Consider the following 24,031-nt stretch of genomic DNA (forward strand, 5'->3'; position numbering starts at 1 on the left):
TTCAGGATCATCCAGCAGAACCTTGAGGACATGGCCGGGGGAGAGCTGCGGGTGTCCTTCCCGCATGGCCAGATTTTGCGCGGCCTGGACGAAACCCCGGGCGCGCTCGGTATATTTCTCGAAATTCATCTGTACCTCCATCAGACCTTACGCCCTCTTAGAGGCGCGCTTGAACCGAGGAAGATGTCCTTTTGCCGATCGGGCCAACGAAGGACGCTGGCGCTCGAAGGAGCCGCCAGCGCCCACGATCTGGTCTTGGCGCTGATTTTTTGCAAGACCAGTTCGACCCTTTGAAGCGCCGGCGACTTGGTCGAGCGGGCTACAAGGGCTCTGCCGGCACCAACCTCCGCTCCGATGGCGCCAGAAGCGTCAGGCGCTCCCCGCCTCCAGGCGCTTCATGTCCCGGATCTGCCCGGACAGCTCTGGCGCCCCGGCTTGGTCCGTGATCCGCGCCGCCTCCTCAAGCGCTTCGTTCCATACGGCACTGACCTCGGTGTTGCCGCGGAGGAGGCTTGCGATATCGACCGGACCGGTGCGCACCGGCACCCAAGCTGGAGGATCGCTGGCCGGGAACGATTCAAGGCTCGCTTCCTCAACCGCATCGCGGATCTCACGTTCAGGATCGTTGACAGGCATGGTCGTCTCCTCTCATTGAGTCGGCGCCGCCGAAGGTCACGGCCTTTGACGCGCGGGCATGGGCCGCCTTGGGGTTGTGGGTCCGACTGCGCCGGCCAGTGGAAGGAAAGCCGCTTCCGGCATACGCCGCTGCGCTTGATGTGGTCAGGCGACGTGACCGATCAAGAAACAACAGGGACTTGTGCGCATTGTAAGAGGCCACCCGCAGACCGGGATGTCTGCGGCATGTCTTGAAAACAGTCAGGCTTACCAACACCTAGCCGTTCGGTGGAGGCGCATGATGCGTGATCCGGCAAACTGGATGCTCTCGGAAGCAATCGACGCCCTGGCGCGGGCCGAGCGGATGCACCGGCAGCTATTCCAGCTCCAACGCCCGCAGGCCCGGGCGCCGGCGTGGGAGCCTCCTCTCGATATGATCGAAACCGAGCGGGAGGTCCTCATCCTGATCGCCCTGCCAGGTGTTGAGCCCGACCAGGTCGAGGCTGGCATCCAGGAAGGAGCCTTGCGGGTGGCTGGGCGGCGCGTCCTGCCGCCGGAACTGCGTACCGCCCGGATCCACCGCCTCGAACTGCCGCAAGGCCAATTCGAACGACGCATTCCGCTGCCACCCGGGCGCTACAGCGCTGTACGGCGCTTCGCGCGCAACGGCTGTCTCGTTTTCAGCCTCGAGAAGGAAATCTAGGGGTTGCGCCATGATCCTGTTCGGACTCGCCAACGGTCCAAACCAGCCGAACAACCATTCACCGGAGTCTCAGGAGGAGTTCACCCCGGTTCCGCTGCCGCCGGACGCGACCATCATCGTACCGGTGCGCAATACCGTGCTGTTTCCGGGCATGATCGCGCCGATCGTGATCGGGCGGCCGGCTTCGATCGCCGCCGCCCAGCAGGCTGTGCGGGAGGAGCGCCCCATTGGCATCCTGATGCAGCGCGACGCCCATATCGCGGAACCCGGCCCCGCCGACATGCATGGCGTTGGGACGCTCGCCAACATCGTCCGCTACATGACGGCTCCGGACGGAACGCACCATATCATCTGCCAGGGCGTCCAGCGGATCCGCATCCTGGACTTCGTGAACGACAAGCCGTTCCTAGCAGCGCGTGTGCTCCACCTGCCGGAGCCCGAAGCCCAGGGTCCCGAGATCGAAGCCCGCTTCCTTCATCTGCAGAGCCAGGCGATCGAGGCCCTGCAGCTCCTCCCGCAGGCTCCGCAGGAGCTGGTCGCGGCCGTGCAGGGGGCGACTTCGCCGGCTCAGCTCGCCGACCTTGCGGCGACCTACATGGACATCAAGCCCGAGGAGAAGCAGGAGATCCTGGAGACGCTCGACCTCCTGCCCCGGATGGACAAGGTGTCCCGCCTGCTGGCCCAGCGGATCGAGGTCCTGCGCCTGACGCACGAGATCGGCCGACAGACCAAGGCTGCCTTGGACGAGCGCCAGCGCGAGGCGGTTCTGCGCGAGCAGATGGCGGCGATCCAGCGCCAGCTCGGTGAAGGCGACGGGCGCGCTCAGGAGGTCCAGGAGCTCACGGAGAAGATCGCCAAGGCCAACATGCCGCCGGAGGTCGAGGAGCAGGCCCGTAAGGAACTTCGCCGCTATGAGCGCATGCCCGAGGGAGCCACCGAGGCGGCGATGATCCGGACCTACCTCGACTGGCTCGTCGAGCTGCCCTGGGATCTGCCCGAGGAGAAGCCCATCGATATCGCACAGGCCCGCCGCATCTTGGACGAGGACCACTTCGGGCTGGAAAAGATCAAGCAGCGCATCATCGAGTACCTTGCCGTGCGCAAGCTCGCGCCGAACGGCAAGGCCCCGATCCTGTGCTTTGCCGGCCCGCCCGGCGTCGGCAAGACCTCGCTCGGACAGTCGATCGCCCGCGCCATGGGGCGTCCCTTCGTGCGGGTCAGCCTCGGCGGCGTGCACGACGAGGCCGAGATCCGCGGCCACCGGCGGACCTATGTGGGTGCCCTGCCCGGCAACATCATCCAGGCGATCAAGAAAGCCGGCGCCCGCGACTGCGTGATGATGCTCGACGAGATCGACAAGATGGGCCGCGGCATCCAGGGCGACCCCTCGGCCGCCATGCTGGAGGTGCTCGATCCGGAGCAGAACGCCACGTTCCGCGACAACTACCTGGGCGTTCCCTTCGACCTCTCCCGCGTGGTGTTCATCGCCACCGCCAACATGCTCGACACCATCCCCGGCCCATTACGCGACCGGATGGAGATCATCACGCTCGCCGGCTACACCGAGGACGAGAAGCTGCAGATCGCCCAGCGCTATCTGGTCCGGCGCCAGCTGGAGGCGAACGGGCTCAAGCCCGAGCAGGCCGAGATCAGCGACGAGGCCCTGCGCCGGATCATCCGGGATTACACCCGCGAAGCCGGCGTCCGGAACCTGGAGCGCGAGATCGGCCGGGCGCTGCGGCACGCCGCCGTGCGGATTGCCGAGGGCAGCACGGAGCATGTGGCCATCGATGCCGACGATCTTGCGGCGATCCTAGGTCCGGCGCGGTTCGAAGACGAGGTGGCCATGCGCACCAGCGTGCCGGGCGTGGCCACCGGCCTGGCCTGGACGCCCGTGGGCGGCGACATCCTGTTCATCGAGGCCAGCCGGGCGCCGGGCAAGGGCGGGCTGATCCTCACCGGGCAGCTCGGCGATGTCATGCGCGAGAGCGCCCAGGCGGCCTTGAGCTTGGTCAAAGCCAAGGCCGGCGCGCTCGGCATCGCCCCTGAGATGTTCGAGAAGAACGACATTCACGTCCACGTTCCGGCCGGAGCCACACCGAAGGACGGTCCGAGCGCCGGCGTGGCGATGTTCACGGCTCTCGTCTCGCTCCTTTCCGACCGGACGGTTCGAAGTGACACGGCCATGACGGGCGAGATCAGCCTGAGAGGGCTCGTGCTGCCCGTAGGCGGGATCAAGGAGAAGGTCACGGCGGCCGCACGGGCGGGCCTCACCCGCGTGATGCTGCCGGCCCGCAACCGCCGGGATTTCGAGGACATCCCAGAGGAAGCGCGCTCGCGGCTCGAGTTCGTGTGGCTGGAGCGGGTCGACGATGCACTGGCGGCCGCCCTGGAAGGCGAGCCGGCGCGGACGTCCGAGAGCGGCACGCAAGCCGCGTGACAGGTGCCCCGTTCGACCGATGCTGGAGACCGCCGTATCCGCGTTCGTGCTCCTGTTCGTTACGATCGGCCCCGTCGAGACGGCTGCCGTGTTTGGAGTGCTCACCGCTGGCATCCACCGTCCCGAGCGGCGGCGGCTGGCATGGCAGGCGGTCGTGGTCGCCGGGCTGGTGCTGCTGCTCTTCGCGCTCTTAGGAAACCGGCTGCTCGACTTCCTGCACGTCTCCCTGGCCGCCTTCCGCATCGCCGGCGGGGTTCTGCTCCTGCTTCTCGCCATTGATCTCGTGTTCGCGCATCCGACCGGACTGTCGTCGATCACGGCGAGCGAGGAACATGAAGCCCAACGGCCCGGCGACATCGCCGTGTTCCCGCTCGCCATCCCGCTGATCGCCGGACCGGGCAGCATGACCGCCATTGTCCTCCTGATGGGGCAGGCCGGGACGGAGCTAGCGCAGGCTACAGTCCTGGCCATGCTGGCGGCGTGCCTTGGAGCCACCTATCTGGCGCTCATCCTTGTGGATCCGCTCGGACGCCTGCTCGGCGTGACGGGCACCAACGTCGTCGCGCGCGTTTCAGGGGTGTTGTTGGCGGCCGTCGCGGTGCAGTTCGTCCTTGACGGCCTTAGGGAGGCGGACCTGTTCGGGCCTGCGTCTCCCTAGGAGGCTTCCTGTGCGCTCCTGGAAGGGCCGAGCGACTTGCGGCGCAGGCGAGGCGCCATCGCCGGCGAGGTGCCTGCACCATGCCAAGGCCGCACCTACATTGCCGGGTGCGTGAACATCAGCTGGAGATTGCACGATGTCCGACACGTTCCACATCGTCTGTCCTGCCTGTGACAGGACCAATCGGCTCCCCCGCGCGAAGCCAGGTCAGATGGCCAAGTGCGGCCAGTGCGGTGCGAGCCTCTTTCCCGGCAAGCCGATCGAACTCGGCGGCGAGCGGTTCAAGCGCCACGTCGCCCGCAACGACATTCCCGTCATGGTGGACTTCTGGGCGCCGTGGTGCGGGCCCTGCCGCGCCATGGCGCCCGTCTTCGAGCAAGCCGCTCGGGAGTTCGAGCCCGCCGCCCGCTTCGTCAAGGTCAACGTCGACGCGGACCCCGGTCTCGCATCAGAGCTCGGGATCCAAGGAATTCCTGCACTGTTCGTGTTCAGGAACGGACAGGTGGTATCACGGCAGGCCGGCATGATGGATCCGACTGCCCTTCGCCGCTGGATCGCAGAGGCGAGCAGACACTAAGGGCCCGTACCCTAGACGAGCTTCCGACCGCCGGGTGGAGGGCCTTGGCTGTCGTTGGAGACGGGGCTTCACCACGCGCGATTGTCGGGCCAGATTTTTTCTCGATTTGAGCCGTTGCGGCCCCTTGTCCGCAACAGGAGCTTTACTACGTCGATAACAATCTGGCACTTGTGCATCAAGAGTGCCAAGCTTAGCAGTTCAGCGTGAAGCGCACGACAGGAGGGTCGTTCCATGAAGTTCCGTCCCTTGCACGACCGGATCGTCGTCCGCCGGATTGAGCCGGAGGAGCGCACGGCCGGTGGCATCATCATCCCCGACACTGCCAAGGAGAAGCCGCAGCAGGGCGAGGTCATCGCCGTCGGCCCGGGCGCCCGCGATGAGAGCGGCAAGGTCCAGCCCCTCGACGTGAAGGCCGGCGACCGCGTGCTGTTCGGCAAGTGGTCCGGCACCGAGGTGCGTGTTGGCGGCGAGGATCTCCTCATCATGAAGGAGTCCGACATCATGGGCATCCTGGAGTAGCAAGTCGTCCCCAGACCCCACGTCAGTGCCATCTCATCTGATCAGGAGGTGTGTCCAATGGCAGCGAAAGAGGTCAAATTCTCATCTGAAGCGCGCGAGAAGATGTTGCGCGGCGTCGACATCCTCGCCGATGCGGTGAAGGTCACGCTAGGTCCCAAGGGCCGCAACGTGGTGATCGAGAAGTCCTTCGGCGCTCCGCGCATCACCAAGGACGGCGTCACCGTCGCCAAGGAAATCGAACTTTCCGACAAGTTCGAGAACATGGGCGCCCAGATGGTGCGCGAAGTGGCGAGCAAAACCAGCACTGTGGCGGGTGACGGCACCACCACCGCGACCGTTCTCGCCCAGGCCATCGTGCGTGAGGGCGCCAAGGCGGTTGCCGCCGGCATGAACCCGATGGACCTCAAGCGCGGCATCGATCTGGCCGTCGCTGAGGCTATCGGAGACATTCAGTCCCGCGCCAAGAAGATCCAGTCCTCGGACGAAATCGCCCAGATCGGCACGATCTCGGCCAATGGCGATGCCGAGATTGGCCGCATGCTGGCGGAGGCGATGCAACGGGTCGGCAACGAGGGCGTGATCACCGTCGAGGAAGCAAAGACCGCCGAGACCGAGCTCGACGTGGTCGAGGGCATGCAGTTCGACCGCGGCTACCTCTCGCCGTACTTCGTCACCAATGCCGAGAAGATGATCGCGGAGCTGGAGGATCCCTACATCCTCATCCACGAGAAGAAGCTCTCGAACCTGCAATCCATGCTGCCGATCCTTGAGGCCGTGGTGCAGACCGGCAAGCCGCTGCTGATTGTGGCGGAAGACATCGAAGGCGAGGCTCTCGCTACCCTGGTGGTCAACAAGCTGCGGGGCGGCCTGAAGGTTGCCGCCGTCAAGGCGCCTGGCTTCGGCGACCGCCGCAAGGCCATGCTCGAGGACATCGCCGTCGTCACCGCCGGTCAAGTGATCTCCGAAGATCTTGGCATCAAGCTCGAGAATGTCACTCTCGACATGCTCGGCCGCGCCAAGCGCGTCCGCGTCGAGAAAGAGAACACCACGATCATCGACGGCGCCGGCAAGAAGCAGGACATCGAGGCTCGTGTCGGCCAGATCAAGGCGCAGATTGAGGAGACCACCTCGGACTACGACCGCGAGAAGCTCCAGGAGCGCCTCGCCAAGCTCGCGGGCGGCGTCGCGGTGATCCGCGTCGGCGGCGCGACCGAGGTCGAGGTGAAGGAGAAGAAGGACCGCGTCGACGACGCCATGCACGCCACCCGCGCTGCGGTGGAAGAAGGCATCGTTCCCGGCGGCGGCACGGCACTGCTGCGCGCCAAGGCTGCGGTCGCCAAGCTCACCAGTGACAACCCGGACGTGAAGGCTGGCATCAACATCGTGCTGCGCGCCCTTGAGGCCCCGATCCGTCAGATCGCCGAGAACGCCGGTGTCGAGGGCTCCATCGTGGTCGGCAAGGTCACCGACAACGCCCAATCCGAGACCTTCGGGTTTGATGCCCAGGCGGAGGAGTTCGTCGATTTGCTCCAGGCCGGTATCGTCGATCCGGCGAAGGTCGTCCGCACCGCTCTGCAGGATGCTGCCTCCGTGGCTGGCCTGCTCGTCACCACCGAAGCTATGGTCGCCGAGCTGCCGAAGAAGGAGGCCGCTCCCGCCATGCCGGCCGGCGGGATGGGCGGCATGGACTTCTAAGCGGGCGCGAGGTGGCACGATCGATGTCCAGGATCAAACCTGGACATCTTCCCGTCGCTCACGCGTGCGGACGAGACGGAAGCGATCTCCCGATGTCAGCCTGTTTGGTGGAGGGCTCGAGAGGAGGTTGTTCGATGCGCATCGAGCGTGACATTTGCGGCGACTACGTGCTGGATCCCGATGAGCTCGCCACGAAGCTTTATCTATCCGCCGACGAACTGCGCCGGCGCATGAAGCTGGGTCTCGTGACCAGTCTGGTCGAGGCGGGCCACGGTGACGATGCAGGATTGCACCGGCTGACGGCCCGTTGCGGCGGAGCAGTCTGGCGTGCAATCGTCGACGCGCGAGGCTGCGTCGTCCAAGAGGAAACGGGGGAGCAGGCGGTCGGTTGGAAGCGCGAGCGGCAATCCGCTCTGGCACCGCAGAAGCCCCGCCAGCCGGGATCTTGATCTCATGGCGTCGCTGCCCTGGGATAGGGTTCGCGCGCACCTGCCGACAGTGCTCATAACAAAGCCCAGAGCGTTGCACTCTGGGCTTCGGGCACTCAATCGGGAGAGCCCGGTTCGTGCCACGTAGACCCCGGTACAGATCTGCTAAGGAAAACGTCCTGGGGGACCAGTGCCACCCGAGCGGACCTCGCACCAATCCGGAAGCCTACGTAAAAGCAACAAAGATCCCCCTCGGTTGGTTCCGGAGAACCCAATGCAGACGATTGTCGCTGTGTGCAGAAACGCGTTTCGGCGCCTTATGACAGTTCCTGCAGGCTGGGAGCCCAACGGCACCCGGCCTGCAGATTGCATTCACACCAGCCCAATCTGCTGATGGGGTTGGCGGACCAGAGCCGTCTCCGTTTGCGGCGGGAAATACGGCACGAGTTCGATCTCGTCCGGGCGCACCGGCGCCGCGTGGAGATGGGAGAGAAGCTCGGCTCCTTTGCGGAGCAGGGCGTTGCGGTCGCCGATATCCGGAAGAATAAGCCCGGAGACATCGTCGGCGCCGCGCAGCTTGACGAAGAAGTATCCGGTCGTCATGGCAGAAACCTTCTTGCTGATCGAAAACCGATCCTCAGAGCCTTGGAACTACGGGCATGTCCTCGTCATCAGCTTGAAGCATCTCGACCAAGCGTGCGATGCGCCCTGCGGGGATGGGCCTGCCCGCGTTCAGCATGGCTTCGTCGTTCTCAAGCCACGCCCGAGCCTCGGCCAGTTCGGCCCGGCTTGCTCCCATGGTGAGGATGTCGGTCACCACCCGGTCGTCCGAGCGCCCGGTGAGCGCCATCACCTCGTCTCGCGTCAGCCTCTCGGTCATGTGCGATCTCCTGTGTGACGGGAACCGGCTTCGATGTGGGATCAGCGCGCCCATCATCAAGACCCACCCGATCGGCTCCGGAAACGACGGCTGTCAATTTGCGCCACGGTCGTCGTGGCGGCTCTTGACAAGCCGGAGGGGCGTTCCTACCTCGATGATTGCCGAGGCTTTTCAAAAGCTTGGCACCTCGGGCGCCGGCGGGTGTCCGGCGCTCTTATGGTTACGTTGCTCAATGGAGGATGTAGCTATGAGAACAACTTTCGATCTCTCTCCCCTTTTCCGCTCGACGGTCGGCTTTGATCGACTGATCGATATGCTCGATCAGGTCAGCCGGGTTGAGCCGATGACCAACTGGCCGCCCTACAACATCGAGAAGGCGGGCGATGACCAGTATCGCATCACCATGGCGGTCGCCGGCTTCTCGCCCGACGAGATCGAGCTTGTTCAGCAGGAAAACACGTTGTTCGTGAATGGCCAGAAGCATCCTGAGCCCGAGGGCGTGCAGGTTCTCCACCGCGGCATCGCCACCCGCGCCTTCAAGCAGACCTTCAATCTGGCTGACCACGTGAAGGTCACGGGGGCTGCCCTCGAGAACGGCCTGCTGACGATCGAGCTGAAGCGCGAGGTTCCCGAGGAGCTCAAGCCGCGCCGGATCGAAATTGCCTCCGGTATCGGCACGAAAGCGCTCGCTCAGGACAACCAGCCTCAGCAGATCGAGCACGAACCGCAAAAGAAGAGCAAAGCCGCGTAGGCAGACGCGCTTGTTTCGAGCGCGATGGTGCCGGGTGAACAGCCCGGCTCCAGATGTTCGCGCCTGCCCGCAGCAAACTGACAACAGGAGGAGATGATGAACATGCGTGATCTCATTCCCTGGGGCCGCAGTGAACGCTCGATGGTCCCCAGCACCTTGCGTGGTGAAGAGATAAGCCCCTTCATGACTCTCCACCGCGAGATGAACCGTCTGTTCGATGACATGTTCAACCGGTTTGAGCCCGGAATGCCCTCGCTTCTCGGGCGCATGCCGGGCTGGCCGAACATAGAGGCGGTTGAGACCGACAAGGACGTTCGCATTTCGGCCGAACTGCCGGGCATGGATGAGAAGGACATCGAGGTCCTCGTCGACGAGGATGTCCTGACCATCCGCGGCGAAAAGAAGGCCGAGACCGAGGACAAGGAGCGCCGCTTCAGCGAGCGCTACTACGGCCGCTTCGAGCGTGTGATCCCCCTGCCCTTCGCGGTCGAGGACGACACGGTCGAGGCGTCGTTCAACAACGGCGTGCTCACCGTCACCCTGCCCAAATCCGCCAAGGCGCAGGAGAAGGCCAAGCGCATCCCGGTCAACGGGAAAGCCAAAGGAGCCAAGCACTAACCACCTGACGCGGCGCGGGGCAGGCCTGTGCGGCTGCCCCGCGCCATCCTTCGCTCGTTGAGGGAGGATGATCATGGAAACAGTTGAGACCAAACCCGATACCAACCCCGCTCCCATCTCTCAGGTCAAGTCGCCAGGCGCCTCCGAGCGTTCATTCGTGGAGGCGCTGGTTGATCCGGTGAACATCTTTGCCAGCCCGCAGGAGGTCGTGGACCATCCCTGGTTCAGCGACGAGGAGAAGCGGACCATCCTGCTGTCCTGGGCGCGTGACGAGCTCGTGATCGAGCAGGTCGCCGGCCGGGTCATGCCCGAGCTGCAGGTGAAGTCCCGCATCGATGCTGTCATCGAGGCGCTCGCGCTGTTCGATCCACCGGCCGCCGGGGAATACCTCAGCGCAGTCCAGGCTATTCGCGGGAACCGAAAGCGGGCTCGGCGGTCCCTTCCGCATTAGGCAGACATGATGGAGGGTGCCATGAACGAACGTCCCGTCGGAACTGGTCACAATCAGCCGCCGGTTTCCTGCGTGATCCCGGGTCAGCCCTGGCCGCAGGATGCGCAGGCGCTGATCTTCCGCCGCGCGCAGCCGGTCACGACATCCGGCAGGGCTGGAACGGGCCAATGGATCCTGCGCTTCGAGCGGCGCCTGCCCCAGACCATTGAGCCGCTCATGGGCTGGACGGCCGACGACGATACCCTGACGCAGGTCGAACTCAGATTCAGCTCGAAAGAGGAGGCGATTGCGTATGCCGAGCGCGAAGGTCTGGCGTACCGCGTCGAGGGCGAACCCCTAGCCGCCACCCGCTCCGAGCGCGAGCGCCGTCGCAAGGAGGCGCAACGGCGCGAGGCGGAAGACCTCTACATGACGGCCGCCGCGCTGGCCTGGATGGATGCCCAGTATGGCGTCGCGTCCGTCGGACGCCGGCCCGACCTGGACCGGGCTCTCGTGGATCCGGCCAGCGTCTTCGCCGCGCCGTCGGAGGTGGTCCACGACCCGAGCCTTTCGATCGACGACAAGCGTGAGATCCTCCGTCGCTGGGCGTGGGACGAATGGCTGCTGGAGGTGGAGGCCAACGAGTCCCCGGCGTCTAGCCAGCCGTCCCGGTACGACGAAGTCAAATCCGCGCTGATGACGCTGGATCAGCTCGAACGGACCCAGGTCCTCCTATCCCTGAACACCCCGCCACAAGGCAGGTCTGCAGCATAGGAGGATCCAATGGCTCGCATTACCACGAGAGACTGCGAACAGGTCGTGCCGAACCGGTTCGAACTGGCCCTTCTCGCCGCCCTGCGGGCGCACGACCTCTGGAACGGGGCCGAGCCCCAAGTCGGCCCCGGCGACGAAAAGCCCACGGTGCTCGCTCTACGCGAGATCGCGGCGCGGCGGATCGATCCTGACGTGCTGCGCCAGGAACTGATCGAACGCTTCACGGTAGGCGGATCCGACTCCCTCGACTTCCGCAGGCGACCCTCCGGGGTGCCTGCCCCGAACTCCCCCATCGCCGATACCACTGGATCGTCTGATGGAGGTGCACCTGCACAGGTGACTTATCACTGACGCTAGCTTCAACGAAGGAGGTCAACGATGAAGAGCCTGAAACACTGGAGTGAACTCACTGCGATCAACATCATCACAGCGCTGGGCGGCGCTTTCCTTGTCGCCTCGCCTTGGTTGTTCGGCTTCTCGGGCGAGCAGACGGCGATGTGGAGCGCCGGCCTGATCGGCGTTCTCGCGATCATGATTGCTCTGACGGGGCTCATCGAGCCGCGCGAGTGGGAAGGCTGGGCCAGCCTCGCCCTGGGCCTGTGGGCCGCCGTCGCCCCGTGGGTGCTGGGCTTCTCGGGTGTGACAGCCGCGATGGCGTGCCACCTGGGCGCAGGCCTCGCGATTGCGGCACTCGCCGCCCTTGAACTGTGGATGATCCACAACAAGCCGGAGAACCTGGCACGATAGGGTGCACGGCTCGGAGAGCGTTCTGGCTCTCCGGCCTCTCCGACCTGGTCCGTTCGTGCTCGCATTTGACACGCGCAATGGAGGATTGATGATGAAGCGTCTCATCAAAGCTGCCTTCGTCGCTCTGTCCCTCATCTCGACAGTCGCGATGCCCACTGCCGCTTCAGCGCATTGGCGCCATGGCCCCTGGCACCATCATGCGGGCTGGCATCCCGGTCCTGCCGCAGCCGTCGGCGCCCTGACCGGGTTCGCTCTTGGAAGCGCGCTCGCGGCCGGTGCACGCCCGCACTATGCCGTGCCGGGACCGGCGTATGTCGCAGCCCCTTATCCAGTCTACGCCGGTCCTCCTGTGGGGCGAACCTGCGTGACCGACAGCTGGCGTGAATGGGTGCCGGGCTGGGGTTGGCAGGTCCATCGCAGAACAGTTTGCCACTAACCTGAGCATCGGGAGGGACCCGCGTGCTGCGGGCCCCTTCTCATCGCTGTCTGCGGTGACTGCAGGAAATTGAAAACGGAGGATTACGACGGGAGGTGCAACAATGACGAAGCAGACCCGCTTCAACACCTGGTACTGGGTCGCCGCATTCTTCGGTGTTCTCGTTATTCAGTATTTCCTTGGCGCGGCGCAACAGATTGCGCCGATCCCGTACAGCCAGTTTCAGGAGCTTCTACGAGGCGGCAAGGTGGCCGAGATCGGCATCTCTGACCGCTTCATCCAAGGCAGGCTGAAGGAGCCGCTTCCAAGTGGCCAGACCAGGTTCGCCACCACCCGTGTCGATCCGGACTTCGCTCAGGAACTAGAGCAGTACGGCGTCATCTACACGGGACAGATCGAGAGCACGCTGTTGCGCGAAATCCTTTCGTGGGTTCTGCCCGTCCTCGTCTTTTTCGGGTTGTGGACCTATCTGGCCAAGCGCTTTGCCGACGGGGCTGGTCTCGGCGGTGGGCTGATGCAGATCGGGAAGAGCAAGGCCAAGATTTATGTCGAGGCTGATACGGGTGTGCGCTTCGAGGATGTGGCCGGTGTTGACGAGGCCAAAGACGAGTTGCGCGAGATTGTGGAGTTCCTCAGGAACCCGCACGAATACGGCCGGCTCGGCGGGCGCATGCCGAAAGGCGTGCTCTTGGTTGGCCCTCCAGGTACAGGCAAGACCTTGCTCGCCAAAGCGGTGGCGGGGGAGGCTAAGGTGCCGTTCTTCTCCATCTCCGGCTCCGAGTTCGTCGAGATGTTCGTCGGCGTGGGCGCCGCCCGGGTGCGCGACCTCTTTAGCCAAGCCCGCGAGAAGGCGCCTGCCATCATCTTCATCGACGAGCTCGATGCCCTTGGCCGTGCCCGCGGCGTCGTACCCTATGCGGGTGGGCACGACGAGAAGGAGCAGACACTCAACCAGCTCCTCGTCGAACTCGATGGTTTTGACTCCCGCACGGGCCTAGTTCTCCTCGCAGCCACCAACCGGCCCGAGATCCTGGATCCCGCCCTGCTGCGCGCCGGGCGCTTCGACCGCCAGGTACTGGTGGACCGACCGGACAAGAAGGGCCGCGTCCAGATCCTGCAGGTGCACATGCGCAAGGCGAAGCTGGCGCCCGACGTTGACGCCGAGAAGGTGGCGGCGTTCACGCCCGGCTTCACGGGCGCGGATCTGGCCAACCTCGTCAACGAGGCGGCCCTGCTTGCCACCCGCCGCGGGGCCGATGCGGTGACGATGGCCGACTTCAACAATGCTGTCGAGCGCATCGTCGCCGGCCTTGAAAAGCGCAACCGGCTGCTGAACCCGAAGGAGCGCGAGGTTGTGGCCTACCACGAGATGGGGCACGCGCTCGTCGCCATGGCGCTGCCCGGCGTCGATCCGGTGCACAAGGTCTCGATCATTCCTCGCGGTGTCGGGGCGCTGGGCTACACGATCCAGCGGCCGACCGAGGATCGTTTCCTGATGACCCGCGAGGAGCTGGAGAACAAGATGGCGGTGCTGCTCGGTGGCCGGGCTGCGGAGCTGATCGTGTTCGGTCACCTGTCCACCGGCGCCGCCGACGACCTGGCCCGTGTGACCGATATCGCCCGCAGCATGGTCACGAAGTACGGCATGTCGGAGCGGCTCGGTCATGTGGCGCTGGAGAGGGATCGGCGCACGTTCCTGGCCGGGCAAGACCTGCTGCCGCCGCAGGAGCGCGACTATGCCGACGAAACGGCGGCTGCTGTTGACACAGAAGTGCGGACCATTGTTCAGGCCGCCATGGAGCGGGCGGTCAGGCTTCTCGAAGAGCGCCGCGACGCGCTGGAAAGGACGGCGCGGCGCCTCCTGGAAAAGGAAACCCTGGACGAGGCAGAACTCGCTCAGCTGGTCAGGCCTGCCGGTTCCACGTGCATCGGATTCGCAGCGGAATAGCTCGCCATGCGGGCATCGACACCGAATAACCGCATCCTTGCCGGCCTGCCAGGAAGTAGGAGCAGATAAGACCGCTCTGCGAGCCGATTGAGCTCATCAATGGCCGGGAGCTGATAGAGGGTAGCGAGGCGTTTGGCCATGTCTACTTACCGGGGAGCGGCATCATCTCGACCGTCAGTGTATCCGAATTAGGCGAGGTGACCGGAACCGCTACCACAGGCCGTGAGATTATAGCCAGCGTTGCTGCCATTCTGAGTGCCGATCGTGCGCTCTAGGAACTCTCGATTCACTGCGGCGGGATGTTAGGTCATCACCCCAGATACTCCGACAGCCCCGCTCCCGGAGCGAGAAGCGCGAACGCCCAGAGGAAGGCCGAGGCTAGGTTCACCATCATGAACAGCGGCAGCTGCATTCCGAAGGCGCCCGCGACCAGAGGCACCACTGCACGCCCTGGACCGAAGAAGCGGCCGATGAACACGCCCCAGAGGCCATGGCGGCAGAAGAAGCGCTCACCCTTATCCACGAGCTGCGGGTGGGTCGAGAGCGGCCACACCCTGTAGATGGACGTCTTATAGCGCCGACCGAGCGCATAAGACACCACGTCGCCTGTGGCTGCCCAAATGACCGCACCAAGCCAGAGCGGCCAGAACTCCAGGTCGGCTACCCCAATGAGGGTGCTGATCGCGATCAGGATCACGGTGGCTAGCACGAAGAGCGACAGGAAGGTGACCGACTCGCCGAACGCCAGCCCGGCGACAATGTACGGCGCCCATGATTGGTTCTGCCGCACGAACGCAACAATGCTGGTCTGGATCGCCTCAAAGTCCATAGAGTGCCGCCCAAACTCACTTGAGCTTTGGAGCCCGTCAAAGGGGACAGACCATTCCTATCCAAGGTCCTCCTGCCCTAAGCCGCAAGAGCGATCTCATCCCAGCGGTAAGGAACGATGAAAGCTGCGGGCGCTGCCGGGTCGGGGCTGCGCTCCTGGTTGACCAGCCTCAAGGCCGCCTTGACCTCGTCCAGCCGCGAGGGCGCACCTTCCGGCATGCCCTCGGCATCGGCCAAGTCGAGGAGATACTCGTCCCAAACCCAGCGCTGCAAGATCTCCCGCTTGCAGTCAATCGTCAGAAGCGGATGGCGCACAATGGCATGAGGCGTGTCGAAGACGGACGCCGGGTTGACGAAGGCCCGGTCGAGATCCGGCAGGAGGGGAGCATCGTGACGGCTGGAGCAGTCGCGCAGCCGCGATGCCCACCGCACAATTCCTGCAGGGTTTGCACCTGCCGCCCGCTCGCGGGTCGGCCGATGCAAGACGCCAGTTGGATTCCCGGAGCCGCCCTGCCCTCCTCTCGTGAGCCAAGACTGCTCCCTGGTTAGAAAAGGCAGCGGAAATCGGTTTTGTCCGGTCCCAATCGTCTGCTGCTCCATTGCACTCCTCCAAATGCAAGTTGATCGATGATCAGCTTGAGGACCTCAATTGACTGGGAAGGGCCCGAGCCAGAGGCGTAGCCCGAGGCTTCCGGTGAACAAAAGCGCCGCCTCGTCCCAGGCGGTCAGGTGCGATGCCAGCGGTCGGTCACCCCGCACTACAGCAAGGCTAATAGACGCAATCCCGGCCAGGAACAGCAGACCGGCGAACGCGAACGGCATCACGTCCGGAGGTGCGAGGGCAGCAAAGCACAGACAGAATGCCACTGCAATGCAGCAGCGCCCGAGCGCCTCTTGGTTGATCTCCCCCGGGCTGCGGCGGTGCTCATGCGGATCAAGCCAGTCCGGCAGGCGCGGCCAGCCGTGAGGGTTGAGCGTCGCCATGACACCCTCCTCCTCTTAGTGGAGCGCGTCGCTATCGAGCGCCCGCAGGGCGTCGAGGATGTCGTCCAGCGGCACGAGAGCACCGGTCTCCGGCAGCTTGCGCCCGTTCGGCAGGCTCTCCACCGCACAAGCATCCGAAGCCCACGAGGCGAGGATCGCCCGTTTCGCACTGGGGTCCAAGACTGGATGCGCCACAAGGCCGAATGGGTCCTGGATTGGAGAGGGCTTTCCCTCAGATGCTCCCTCGCCCCTGCGGGCTTTCAATGTAGGGGACGATGCTGGCGGATCCTGAGTGGTGCGCAGGTGAACGGTCACTTGGTCCATGGTTTCCTTCCTCCATTGAGCAAAGGGTTGGGCTCAGGCAGCCGTCAAGCCCGCCTGAACCCAGCTATCATGCGACTAATGCTTGGTCGCGTCCGGGCTGCTGCTGGCGACCCCAGGGAATGAGATCGCGCATGTTCATGGCGTCATCCTTCTCATCTGTTCAGCTCGCGCCAAGCGGATGAGGCCGGCGCCAATCGTTCACCAGCGTCGACCTCACCCCTGATCAACCTTTTAGGCTGCCTTATCGCGCATAATGGGCTTGGGGCCGCCCCCGGTCGCAATCTCGATGCGACGGGGCTTCATCTCCTCCGGCACTTCACGCACCAGAGCGATCATCAGCAAGCCGTTCTCGAGCTTCGCCTCCCGCACCTTCACGTAATCAGCCAGGCTGAAGCTCTGCTTGAAGGCGCGCGTGGCGATGCCGCGATGCAGGAACTGTCCGTTCTCCTGCTCCGGATGCTTGTGGCCTGCCACAAGCAGCACGTTCTCTTTCTGGGTGATCTCGATCTCGTCAGGTGAGAACCCGGCCACCGCCATCGTGATGCGGTACTGGTCGTCGCCTATCTTCTCGACGTTGTAAGGCGGCCAGCCAGGGGCCTGTTCCAGGCGGGCTGTCTGATCGATCAGGTCGAACAGCCGGTCGAAGCCGACCGTGGAGCGATACAGAGGAGAGAAATCAAATGCTGTTCTCATAGCTACATCCTCCCTGGAGCAACGTAACCACAAGAGCGCCGGACACCACCGGCGCCCGATCCGCCAAGCTCGTCAAAAGCCTTGGCTTGGTTGATGTAGAGAGTGGCTTTTCCGGTTTTCAAGAGCGGCCAGCAGGCCATCCGAGCGCAACTTCCGAAGCGGACTGAATGCCACGAACAGATAAAACCCGTTGAGGCGGATTGCGATCTTGGCCGCCTCCCGGTCGAAGCCCAGGGGCGTTGTACCGCTCTCGTCCATCTGACCGGCAACCTGCCACCGGGCGGACTGGAGAAAAGCAGGCGCAGGCCGATCCTCCGGCACGGCACAGTAGAGCTCCGGCTCGTGCCAGTTCCGGAACAGGTTATACCGAATTTGGGAAGTTCCTAGGGATTCTGCCCCACTAGTCGACCGTTCAGAGTGCCGGCTGGCTTGATCGAGCAGGATTGAGTGGGTTGACGTCAAAGCCTCATCAGGGACAAAGGTGCGCTGCATCTTAGCCTCCGAGAATGCTGTCGATCTCCCGTCTGATTTGAACCGAAGAAACGATACCACAGCCTGCCGTGGACGAACTACTCAAACCCGGTCACGCCCAGCCCGCCGACCGCCTGATCCGCGCGGCGGCTTCCTCGGCCGGGACGCCATCTGTGTACCAGTCGAGCAGTGCCAGGTTCAGGTCGCCTTTGATCAGCTTGCCCGCTTCCTCAGGGAGCTGTCGCGCGACCTTTTCAAGATATTGCGAGAACCCGCCGTTCATCGTGCTCCGCTAAACCTCCTTAGCCAATCCGGTTCAGTTCGTTTGTGAATGGTCCGAAGGGCCCCGTTCCGGTGCCCCAACAGAGAGCGGTTGGTGCGGGGTGCCCAAGCTGAAAACCGAGAGGAGGCGGCATGCACCTCCTCCGCTGGAGCCATGTGATCCGCGCGAATGAGGCCATGCCTGGCCGGCTCACTCTGCAGCAACGAGATTGGGCCTTACGCGCTCAACCCCCCTTGGCGCCCGGTAATCATTGAGGTCGACCACGGCTTGAATCTCGGGAGACTTACGAGCGGCTTTGCGGCGGAGCCGTACTGGCTCACGCAGGATGATGTCCTTGTCGACACGCTCGGCCTTGTCCTCACGCAACGCGCGCTTGGCGCGTCGAAGCTGTTTCGCCACCTTTTCGAGAGCGGTTCTGAACGCGGTATAGCAGTCTTTGTCCTGTGCCTCACCACTCCTCATCTTCAGGGCGCCCATCTGCATGTTGACCGTGCAGCGGTACATGAGGCCCTCCCTGGAGAAGTGTACGGTCGCGGTGTTCAATCGGCCGAAGTATTTCCCCGCCACCTGCAGGATGCTCGTTCTGGCGTACTGTGGGAGTACATCGCCAAGATCTACATTCGAGCTTTGCACCAGGATGGTCCGATCCACACTTTTCAGCTTCATTCGTTCCTCCGTAAGATGAAGGTTCGTGCGAAAAACGCTTGCAGCTTCCCCAAGTTTCAGCTGGTCAATACCGGACGGATCACGTTGCACACTTCATAAGCGGTGCTGTTGCGGGGCTGAATAAATGGATCTCAAGCCCACCCGGTTCTAACGAATCGGCTTGCCATCACCTTCCAGTTTAGCTGGTGGCCTCTTCCAAGACTGCCCGTCCGGCTACCTCCAACCGGATCCTGCCGCGGCTCGTTCGTAGCAACTGGACAGGGGCAGCCTTCTCCTCAAGCCGACGTCGGAGAAGGAGCAGTCGTGTTTCGAGATTGTCCTTGATGTCCGGCAGGCGCAGGTCCTCCGAGAGCCGGATCTCGCGGTTGGTGAACTCCGTGCGCCCTTCCCGCTGATGGATACGAAGCAGGTGCATCAAGAGCCGCCCAGGCACCCCTTTGATCAGGTACTCATTGTCGATGAAGATGCTGTCATCATACGCATAGTGGACAACGCGGAAGCCCCGCCCGGTCAGGACAGACTGATCTGCGACGACTGGGACACTCGACGGTCCTTCCAGGATTTCGGCCTCGGCAAGCGCGAGGGCTGCCGCCGCTTGCAGCGCGACGACCGCGAGTGCCGCTTCGTCCTCCCTGGTGAAGGCAAGCCGCTGGGAACTCTCCAGGAACAACACACCACGCAAGACGCCATGCGCGATCATCGGCAGCGCGACCTGGCTCATGGCATCCGGCATCCCTGGCAGGGCAATAGTTCGCGTGCGGTTCTCTTCGTCCGACGAGGCATGAACCGCAGAGCTGAAGCGCCGGATCCGGCTCATGTCGCTGACCCGCACAGGACGCCGTTCCGAGGCAGCCGTCCCGATGATGCCCTCGCCCACCAGCACCTCCGAGCCGATGCCGCTCCGTTCGTACCCGCGACTGCCAACGGTGACGAGCCGCTCGCCAGCCGATTCCTTCAGCAACAGCATGGCATGCCTGAAGCTGAACGCCTCGCGGAGCCCATCCAGAACAGCATCGACAATGGTGCCAACATCACTCGCCTCAGAAACCCTGCGGGCGACTGCAGCAGCCGCCATGAGCTGAAGCCCCGCTTCCCGAGAGGAAACCTCCTGACTTGGCGTGGGCGACGGGACAGCCTGCCCCCCCCTCACCCGATAGATGTCGACACCACGCAGCCGCATCACCTCGCCCATGCCCACCTGGGTGCTGGTCGCCCTGAGCTGGATGGCCATCTCCTCAAAGAGTTCGCCGCTGTCCAGGGTCTGCTCGAACATCACGTCCAGCCGGTATTGCCCGCCATCCCGAGGATCGACGAGCAGCACGGCAGCGGCGGGATTGGCCCGCACGTTCGTGGCCGTCTTGGAGAGGAACTGGTTCGATAAGGCCACCCGCTCGTCATCAACCAGCACGACATGCGACAGGTAGGAGATGTTCGGCATGCCATCGGGTGCTGCGGTGGCGATGATGGAGGGAATTACGCCCTCGAAGCAGGCGGCGAGGTCGCGAAGCCGGATCGTCATGGGAACTGCTCGATAAGTTGGCCTGCCTTGGCGCCTGGTGTCTGCACGAAGATCTCCTGCACCGACAAGCACAAGGTGACCAAGTCCCGCTCAACGAGCCAGGGTGCCACGACCCGCCGCTCCAGACCGAGCTCACCCAGAGTTGACGCCATGCTTTCGATATAGCGCCGTGCTAGAGCGACGTGTTCGGCTGTGGCCGAGGCCACTGTGGCGTGCCCCTTCACCTGGTAGGACACATAGTCCGAAGGCCGGGCAAAGGTGACGGCAAGCTGGCCATTGGCTCGCCCATTCGCCACTGTCTTTGACCATTGCCACTCCGAGACCGCCAGATCGACACAGCCTTCCTCCCTGTGGACGACGGCTCCAACGGCGCGCGCGATCTCGGGTACGAGCGCACCATCGCGGGTGCCCAGAATGATCATCACCGGGCTGGCCATGAAGGCTGCGAGGTCTTGGTTGATGAGCACGCGTCAAAGTCTCCGACTGGTGGAGCATAGCGGCTTAGCGATCTTTTAGGAAACCGGCACCGGGCGCTTAGGAAGCATTTAGGAAACGCGGATCGCAGATCGGCCTATTCCATGGGCTCTCATGAAAGGAGCTCACGATGACTGATCTCGCCTTCCAAAAAATGCCTCCCAACGCTGTTGCCATCATCGGCGCTGGACCCGCCGGTCTGGCAACCGCGCGCTGGCTGGCGAGCCATGGCTTCGAGCCCGTTCTATTCGAGGCAGCGGACCGCCCCGGCGGCCAGTGGAACGCCGCCTCGCCCATGAGCGGCACCTGGCGCGGCATGCGCACGAACACCAGCCGCGTCATGACGCGCTTTTCGGATCTCGACCATCCGGAGGGCACACCCGTCTACCCCAGCCGGGAAGACATGCACGCCTATCTGGAGCGTTATGCCGAGCACTTCGGGCTTGCACCGCGTATCCGCTGCCAGACTCGGGTCGAGCAGCTTGAACAAGCCGACGGTGGTGGATGGCTCCTCCATTGGCGCCGGGGCGCAGAGGTCCGGACCGAGCGCTTCGCCCGTGTGGTGGTGGCATCCGGCCGCTATGTCGCGCCCGAGGTTTCTACGGTGCCGGGGCTCAACGGCTTTACTGGGGCGCTTGGGGTGACCCACACCAGCCAGTACGATGGTAGCCGAGCTTACCGCTGCAAGGATGTGCTGGTCGCTGGCTGCTCGATTAGTGCGCTGGAAATCGCCTCCGACATAGCCCTGTCCGGCGCCCGCAGCGTGACCGTCTGCTACCGGCGGCAGCGCTATGTCCTGCCCAAGCTGTTGGCCGGGGTGCCGACGGACCACGTCATGTTCACACGAGCGGCGGGGCTCGCAGGCGAAATTCTGCCGCCTGACGATGTTGCAGCCGGCCTGAAAGCGACGGTCCTGCGTGTGGCCGGGTCGCCCGATCAGTTCGGCGCGATGACGCCCGACGAGAACATCTTCGCAGCCGGGATCACGCAGTCGCAGAACTTCCTCCCGCTCGTGGCTGAGGGCCGCATTGCGGTCCGTCCCTGGATTGAGGCGATCAATGAACGCTCTGTCGGCTTTGCTGATAGAAGCCAGGGCGAGTTCGACGCGATCCTGTTCGGCACCGGCTACCGCCTGTCGTTGCCCTTCCTTGCGCCAGAGGTGGCGGCAACGCTCGGGCTCGACCCCACCCATATCGAGCTGTGCGACCATACCTTCCATCCGGACCTCGAAGGACTTGCCTTTGTAGGCCTGTACGATCAGGTCGGGCCGCTCTTTCCGGTGCTCGAACTCCAGGGGCGCTGGATCGCCTACACCTGGGCAGGTGTCATCCCGGCACCAAGCCGCGAAGCCCTGGCGGCCGGCCTGGCCCGGAGCCGCGCTCAATGCGGCGGCCCTCAGAGCATTCCGATGCAGGTTCTGGCGCTGCTCTTTGCCCGCAATGCCGGCGTGGAGCCGGACCTCGGCCGCTGGCCGGATCTGGAGCGGACGCTGCTGTTTGGGCCCCTCTCGCCGGTGTCCTTTCGCCTGCAAGGACCGGACAGCCTTGAGGATGCGCCGGCACTGACGGCGGCTGCAGCCGCCTGTTTTGGGGCGATCCGCTCGCCAGAGATGAATGATGAAGAACGCGGGCTGAGAGATCTGGTCACGAGGACCGACACGTCACAGGCGGCCTGATAGACGGGGCGATGCGTTGCCGGGTGCGCGGCTGCGTATCGCCCCACCTTGCTTGTCTGGAACTTGGTCAAATTCGACCTCAGCTATGGAACGCCTTGCACCTATGATGAAGCTTTACACCGGGTCGATGCTGTTGAAAAAGTCCGCAACCGCCGCTTTGTGCGTGGTCAGCATACAAGATGACGGGACTGATCTGGCACACTGACGCTAGCAATAGGCCGACGAAGTAGCCCTAGGAGTTTTTCAACAGCATCGGTCAAACTCAGCCTTAAAGCGTGGCCGTATAAAGGTCAGCCTATTACCGGAATGCGGACGTTCGGCTGCCTGACCTAAACTGAGTCAGGCCGGCGCGAGCTGCGCGAAGTTCGTCTGCTGTTACCCTCTACGTTACCCTAAAGAAACTCCAGACAACGCCCGGAGTTACCTGAAATTTATAAAACCCTTGCCGGTTAAGGGTTTGAAGTGGTGAGCGCGCTGGGACTCGAACCCAGGACCCTCTGATTAAAAGTCAGATGCTCTACCGGCTGAGCTACGCGCTCCCAGAGGTGAGCCCGAAATAGGGGCTCTTTGGGGATGGGTCAATCGAAAAGCCCCGGTTTGAGGCCGAAAACCTCAAGTCGCCCCCCGAAAAGGCCGGTTTTCCACGAGATCGACGACCGGCGCTCCTCTCAGCCTTCCGCCGGTACCGCAATGTTGTCGGCGTGCTGCCCGATTTCGGCCTTGCTGTCCCGCTCGCCTTTGGCCCAGCCTTCCTTGATCTCGCCGATATGATCCTCGAGCCGGCCTTCCGCGATGGCCTTGCGCAGGCCGGCCATCAGCTCCTGGTAATAGGCCAGATTGTTCCAGGTCAGCAGCATCATGCCGAGGATCTCGTTCGAGCGGACGAGATGGTGGAGATAGGCTCGGCTATAGGTGTTCGAGGCCGTGCATTTCGAGCTCTCGTCGAGCGGAAGCGTATCCTCGGCGAAGCGCGCGTTGCGCAGGTTCATGCGGCCATGCTTGGTGAAGACCTGGCCGTGACGTCCGGCGCGGGTCGGCATGACGCAGTCGAACATGTCGACCCCGCGGCGGACCGCCTCGACAATGTCGTCGGGCGTGCCCACGCCCATGAGATACCGTGGTTTCTCCCGGGGCATGTGCGGCTCGACCGTCTCGATCATGCGGAGCATCACTTCCTGCGGCTCGCCCACGGCCAGGCCACCGATGGCGTAGCCTTTCAGGTCCATGGCGGCAAGTTCCCGTGCGCTTTCGATGCGCAGCCGCTCCACCGCGCCACCCTGGACGATGCCGAACATGGCCCTCCCCGGTTGTTCGCCGAAGGCGACGCGGCAGCGCTCGGCCCAGCGGAGGGACAGGCGCATGGCGCGCTCCGCCTCCTCGTCCGAGCACGGCAGGCGCACGCATTCGTCGAGCTGCATCTGGATGTCCGATCCGAGAAGCCCCTGAATCTCGATGGAGCGCTCGGGCGACATGAAATGCTTCGAGCCGTCGATATGGGACTGGAAGGTCACGCCGGTCTCGTCAACCTTGCGCAGCGCCGACAGCGACATGACCTGGAACCCCCCGGAATCGGTGAGGATCGGATAGGGCCAGTTCATGAACTGGTGCAGCCCGCCGAGACGCGCCACACGCTCCGCGCCGGGGCGGAGCATGAGGTGGTAGGTGTTGCCGAGCACCACGTCCGCGCCGAGGGCCTTCACCTGATCGGGGTACATGGCCTTCACGGTGGCGGCCGTGCCCACGGGCATGAAGGCCGGCGTGCGGATCACACCGCGCGGCATCCGGATCTCGCCGGTGCGTGCCGCGCCGTCGGTCTTGTTGACGGAGAAGGTGAAGGTTTCGGTGGTCATTCGGTCCTCATGGGATCGGCCCAGGCCCGCGCGGGCACGAAGAGC

General features: G+C 64.0%; 31 protein-coding genes and 1 tRNA gene. 16 read left to right on the forward strand and 16 right to left on the reverse strand.

The window, feature by feature from the left end; all coding sequences use genetic code 11:
* Both E4K09_RS30980 and E4K09_RS04695 read right to left on the reverse strand, forming a co-directional pair.
* Positions 1 to 129, reverse strand: a 129-nt coding sequence (locus E4K09_RS30980) for a Clp protease N-terminal domain-containing protein (RefSeq protein ID WP_134500125.1), incomplete at its 3' end; no start/stop codon positions are given.
* Positions 130 to 369: 240 nt separating this feature from the next.
* Positions 370 to 636, reverse strand: a complete 267-nt coding sequence (locus E4K09_RS04695; RefSeq protein WP_134495537.1) for a hypothetical protein — start codon at positions 634 to 636, stop codon at positions 370 to 372.
* Positions 637 to 916: 280 nt separating this feature from the next.
* Here E4K09_RS04695 and E4K09_RS04700 point away from each other — a divergent pair, with 280 nt between their 5' ends.
* The 7 genes from E4K09_RS04700 to E4K09_RS04730 all read left to right on the forward strand — a co-directional run bounded on the left by E4K09_RS04700 (position 917) and on the right by E4K09_RS04730 (position 7,656).
* Positions 917 to 1,318, forward strand: a complete 402-nt coding sequence (locus tag E4K09_RS04700) for an Hsp20/alpha crystallin family protein (protein WP_244610364.1) — start codon at positions 917 to 919, stop codon at positions 1,316 to 1,318.
* Between the two features lie 10 nt (positions 1,319 to 1,328).
* Positions 1,329 to 3,758 (forward strand): endopeptidase La, encoded by a 2,430-nt coding sequence (gene lon, locus E4K09_RS04705; protein ID WP_134495539.1) that lies wholly within the window; start codon positions 1,329 to 1,331, stop codon positions 3,756 to 3,758.
* Between the two features lie 19 nt (positions 3,759 to 3,777).
* Entirely contained in the window at positions 3,778 to 4,416 is a 639-nt protein-coding gene (locus E4K09_RS04710; RefSeq protein ID WP_134495541.1) for a MarC family protein, read from the forward strand.
* Between the two features lie 136 nt (positions 4,417 to 4,552).
* Entirely contained in the window at positions 4,553 to 4,993 is a 441-nt protein-coding gene (gene trxC / locus E4K09_RS04715; RefSeq protein WP_134495543.1) for a thioredoxin TrxC, read from the forward strand.
* Positions 4,994 to 5,224: 231 nt separating this feature from the next.
* The gene (locus E4K09_RS04720) at positions 5,225 to 5,512 is read left to right on the forward strand and encodes a co-chaperone GroES (RefSeq protein ID WP_134495545.1); all 288 of its coding nucleotides are present in this window, start codon (positions 5,225 to 5,227) and stop codon (positions 5,510 to 5,512) included.
* Positions 5,513 to 5,569: 57 nt separating this feature from the next.
* On the forward strand, positions 5,570 to 7,207 hold the full coding sequence (gene groL, locus E4K09_RS04725) for a chaperonin GroEL (RefSeq protein WP_134495547.1): 1,638 nt from the start codon (positions 5,570 to 5,572) through the stop codon (positions 7,205 to 7,207).
* Positions 7,208 to 7,341: 134 nt separating this feature from the next.
* Positions 7,342 to 7,656: a DUF6522 family protein gene (locus tag E4K09_RS04730; protein ID WP_193557250.1), complete on the forward strand. Its 315-nt coding sequence runs from the start codon at positions 7,342 to 7,344 to the stop codon at positions 7,654 to 7,656.
* A gap of 351 nt (positions 7,657 to 8,007) precedes the next feature.
* On the opposite strand, the gene E4K09_RS04735 is transcribed toward E4K09_RS04730, so the two are convergent.
* Both E4K09_RS04735 and E4K09_RS04740 read right to left on the reverse strand, forming a co-directional pair.
* Positions 8,008 to 8,238: a hypothetical protein gene (locus tag E4K09_RS04735; RefSeq protein WP_134495548.1), complete on the reverse strand. Its 231-nt coding sequence runs from the start codon at positions 8,236 to 8,238 to the stop codon at positions 8,008 to 8,010.
* A gap of 34 nt (positions 8,239 to 8,272) precedes the next feature.
* On the reverse strand, positions 8,273 to 8,515 hold the full coding sequence (locus E4K09_RS04740; protein ID WP_134495550.1) for a hypothetical protein: 243 nt from the start codon (positions 8,513 to 8,515) through the stop codon (positions 8,273 to 8,275).
* 247 nt (positions 8,516 to 8,762) lie between these two features.
* Between E4K09_RS04740 and E4K09_RS04745 the strand changes: the two genes are divergently transcribed.
* From E4K09_RS04745 to ftsH, 8 genes are all read left to right on the forward strand, one after another.
* The gene (locus E4K09_RS04745) at positions 8,763 to 9,266 is read left to right on the forward strand and encodes an Hsp20 family protein (RefSeq protein ID WP_134495816.1); all 504 of its coding nucleotides are present in this window, start codon (positions 8,763 to 8,765) and stop codon (positions 9,264 to 9,266) included.
* Positions 9,267 to 9,362: 96 nt separating this feature from the next.
* Positions 9,363 to 9,884, forward strand: a complete 522-nt coding sequence (locus E4K09_RS04750) for an Hsp20/alpha crystallin family protein (RefSeq protein ID WP_134495552.1) — start codon at positions 9,363 to 9,365, stop codon at positions 9,882 to 9,884.
* Positions 9,885 to 9,957: 73 nt separating this feature from the next.
* Positions 9,958 to 10,335 (forward strand): hypothetical protein, encoded by a 378-nt coding sequence (locus E4K09_RS04755; RefSeq protein ID WP_134495554.1) that lies wholly within the window; start codon positions 9,958 to 9,960, stop codon positions 10,333 to 10,335.
* Between the two features lie 21 nt (positions 10,336 to 10,356).
* A complete protein-coding gene (locus E4K09_RS04760; RefSeq protein WP_166802157.1) occupies positions 10,357 to 11,088 on the forward strand; it encodes an NADH dehydrogenase ubiquinone Fe-S protein 4 in 732 nt (243 codons plus the stop codon).
* Between the two features lie 9 nt (positions 11,089 to 11,097).
* Entirely contained in the window at positions 11,098 to 11,439 is a 342-nt protein-coding gene (gene rpoZ, locus E4K09_RS04765; protein WP_134495557.1) for a DNA-directed RNA polymerase subunit omega, read from the forward strand.
* Between the two features lie 27 nt (positions 11,440 to 11,466).
* Positions 11,467 to 11,835 carry an SPW repeat protein gene (locus E4K09_RS04770; protein WP_134495559.1) on the forward strand — a complete coding sequence of 123 codons (369 nt, stop codon included), beginning with the start codon at positions 11,467 to 11,469 and terminating at the stop codon, positions 11,833 to 11,835.
* 91 nt (positions 11,836 to 11,926) lie between these two features.
* Positions 11,927 to 12,271 carry a mechanosensitive ion channel protein MscS gene (locus tag E4K09_RS04775; protein WP_166802158.1) on the forward strand — a complete coding sequence of 115 codons (345 nt, stop codon included), beginning with the start codon at positions 11,927 to 11,929 and terminating at the stop codon, positions 12,269 to 12,271.
* Positions 12,272 to 12,374: 103 nt separating this feature from the next.
* A complete protein-coding gene (ftsH, locus tag E4K09_RS04780) occupies positions 12,375 to 14,219 on the forward strand; it encodes an ATP-dependent zinc metalloprotease FtsH (protein WP_134495563.1) in 1,845 nt (614 codons plus the stop codon).
* Positions 14,220 to 14,529: 310 nt separating this feature from the next.
* Here ftsH and E4K09_RS04785 read toward each other — a convergent pair whose 3' ends face one another.
* The 10 genes from E4K09_RS04785 to E4K09_RS04825 all read right to left on the reverse strand — a co-directional run bounded on the left by E4K09_RS04785 (position 14,530) and on the right by E4K09_RS04825 (position 20,454).
* On the reverse strand, positions 14,530 to 15,048 hold the full coding sequence (locus tag E4K09_RS04785; RefSeq protein WP_134495565.1) for a DedA family protein: 519 nt from the start codon (positions 15,046 to 15,048) through the stop codon (positions 14,530 to 14,532).
* A 77-nt stretch (positions 15,049 to 15,125) separates the two neighbouring features.
* On the reverse strand, positions 15,126 to 15,479 hold the full coding sequence (locus E4K09_RS04790) for a hypothetical protein (protein WP_134495567.1): 354 nt from the start codon (positions 15,477 to 15,479) through the stop codon (positions 15,126 to 15,128).
* A 213-nt stretch (positions 15,480 to 15,692) separates the two neighbouring features.
* Positions 15,693 to 16,031 (reverse strand): hypothetical protein, encoded by a 339-nt coding sequence (locus E4K09_RS04795; RefSeq protein ID WP_134495569.1) that lies wholly within the window; start codon positions 16,029 to 16,031, stop codon positions 15,693 to 15,695.
* Positions 16,032 to 16,046: 15 nt separating this feature from the next.
* Positions 16,047 to 16,355, reverse strand: a complete 309-nt coding sequence (locus tag E4K09_RS04800; RefSeq protein ID WP_204985686.1) for a hypothetical protein — start codon at positions 16,353 to 16,355, stop codon at positions 16,047 to 16,049.
* Positions 16,356 to 16,586: 231 nt separating this feature from the next.
* The gene (locus tag E4K09_RS04805; protein WP_134495571.1) at positions 16,587 to 17,048 is read right to left on the reverse strand and encodes an Hsp20 family protein; all 462 of its coding nucleotides are present in this window, start codon (positions 17,046 to 17,048) and stop codon (positions 16,587 to 16,589) included.
* A 72-nt stretch (positions 17,049 to 17,120) separates the two neighbouring features.
* Positions 17,121 to 17,540: a hypothetical protein gene (locus E4K09_RS04810; RefSeq protein WP_342211333.1), complete on the reverse strand. Its 420-nt coding sequence runs from the start codon at positions 17,538 to 17,540 to the stop codon at positions 17,121 to 17,123.
* 91 nt (positions 17,541 to 17,631) lie between these two features.
* Positions 17,632 to 17,802, reverse strand: coding sequence for a hypothetical protein (locus E4K09_RS28825; protein ID WP_166802159.1), 171 nt, complete (start codon positions 17,800 to 17,802; stop codon positions 17,632 to 17,634).
* Positions 17,803 to 17,991: 189 nt separating this feature from the next.
* A complete protein-coding gene (gene hpf / locus E4K09_RS04815) occupies positions 17,992 to 18,468 on the reverse strand; it encodes a ribosome hibernation-promoting factor, HPF/YfiA family (RefSeq protein WP_134495573.1) in 477 nt (158 codons plus the stop codon).
* Positions 18,469 to 18,646: 178 nt separating this feature from the next.
* Positions 18,647 to 19,987 (reverse strand): GAF domain-containing protein, encoded by a 1,341-nt coding sequence (locus tag E4K09_RS04820; protein ID WP_134495575.1) that lies wholly within the window; start codon positions 19,985 to 19,987, stop codon positions 18,647 to 18,649.
* Positions 19,984 to 20,454 (reverse strand): pyridoxamine 5'-phosphate oxidase family protein, encoded by a 471-nt coding sequence (locus tag E4K09_RS04825; RefSeq protein ID WP_244610365.1) that lies wholly within the window; start codon positions 20,452 to 20,454, stop codon positions 19,984 to 19,986. Before E4K09_RS04825 ends, E4K09_RS04820 begins: the two co-directional genes overlap by 4 nt.
* 137 nt (positions 20,455 to 20,591) lie before the next feature.
* Between E4K09_RS04825 and E4K09_RS04830 the strand changes: the two genes are divergently transcribed.
* Complete coding sequence (locus E4K09_RS04830; protein WP_134495577.1) at positions 20,592 to 22,136, forward strand: flavin-containing monooxygenase; 1,545 nt, start codon at positions 20,592 to 20,594, stop codon at positions 22,134 to 22,136.
* Between the two features lie 463 nt (positions 22,137 to 22,599).
* Here the strand turns inward: E4K09_RS04830 and E4K09_RS04835 are convergent.
* Both E4K09_RS04835 and tgt read right to left on the reverse strand, forming a co-directional pair.
* Positions 22,600 to 22,675 (reverse strand) — tRNA-Lys (locus E4K09_RS04835).
* A 129-nt stretch (positions 22,676 to 22,804) separates the two neighbouring features.
* Positions 22,805 to 23,986, reverse strand: a complete 1,182-nt coding sequence (gene tgt, locus E4K09_RS04840; protein ID WP_134495579.1) for a tRNA guanosine(34) transglycosylase Tgt — start codon at positions 23,984 to 23,986, stop codon at positions 22,805 to 22,807.
* Positions 23,987 to 24,031 lie beyond the last annotated feature (45 nt).

It is taken from the genome of Microvirga pakistanensis, assembly GCF_004458765.1.
In the GTDB taxonomy this organism is placed as follows: Bacteria; Pseudomonadota; Alphaproteobacteria; order Rhizobiales; family Beijerinckiaceae; genus Microvirga; species Microvirga pakistanensis.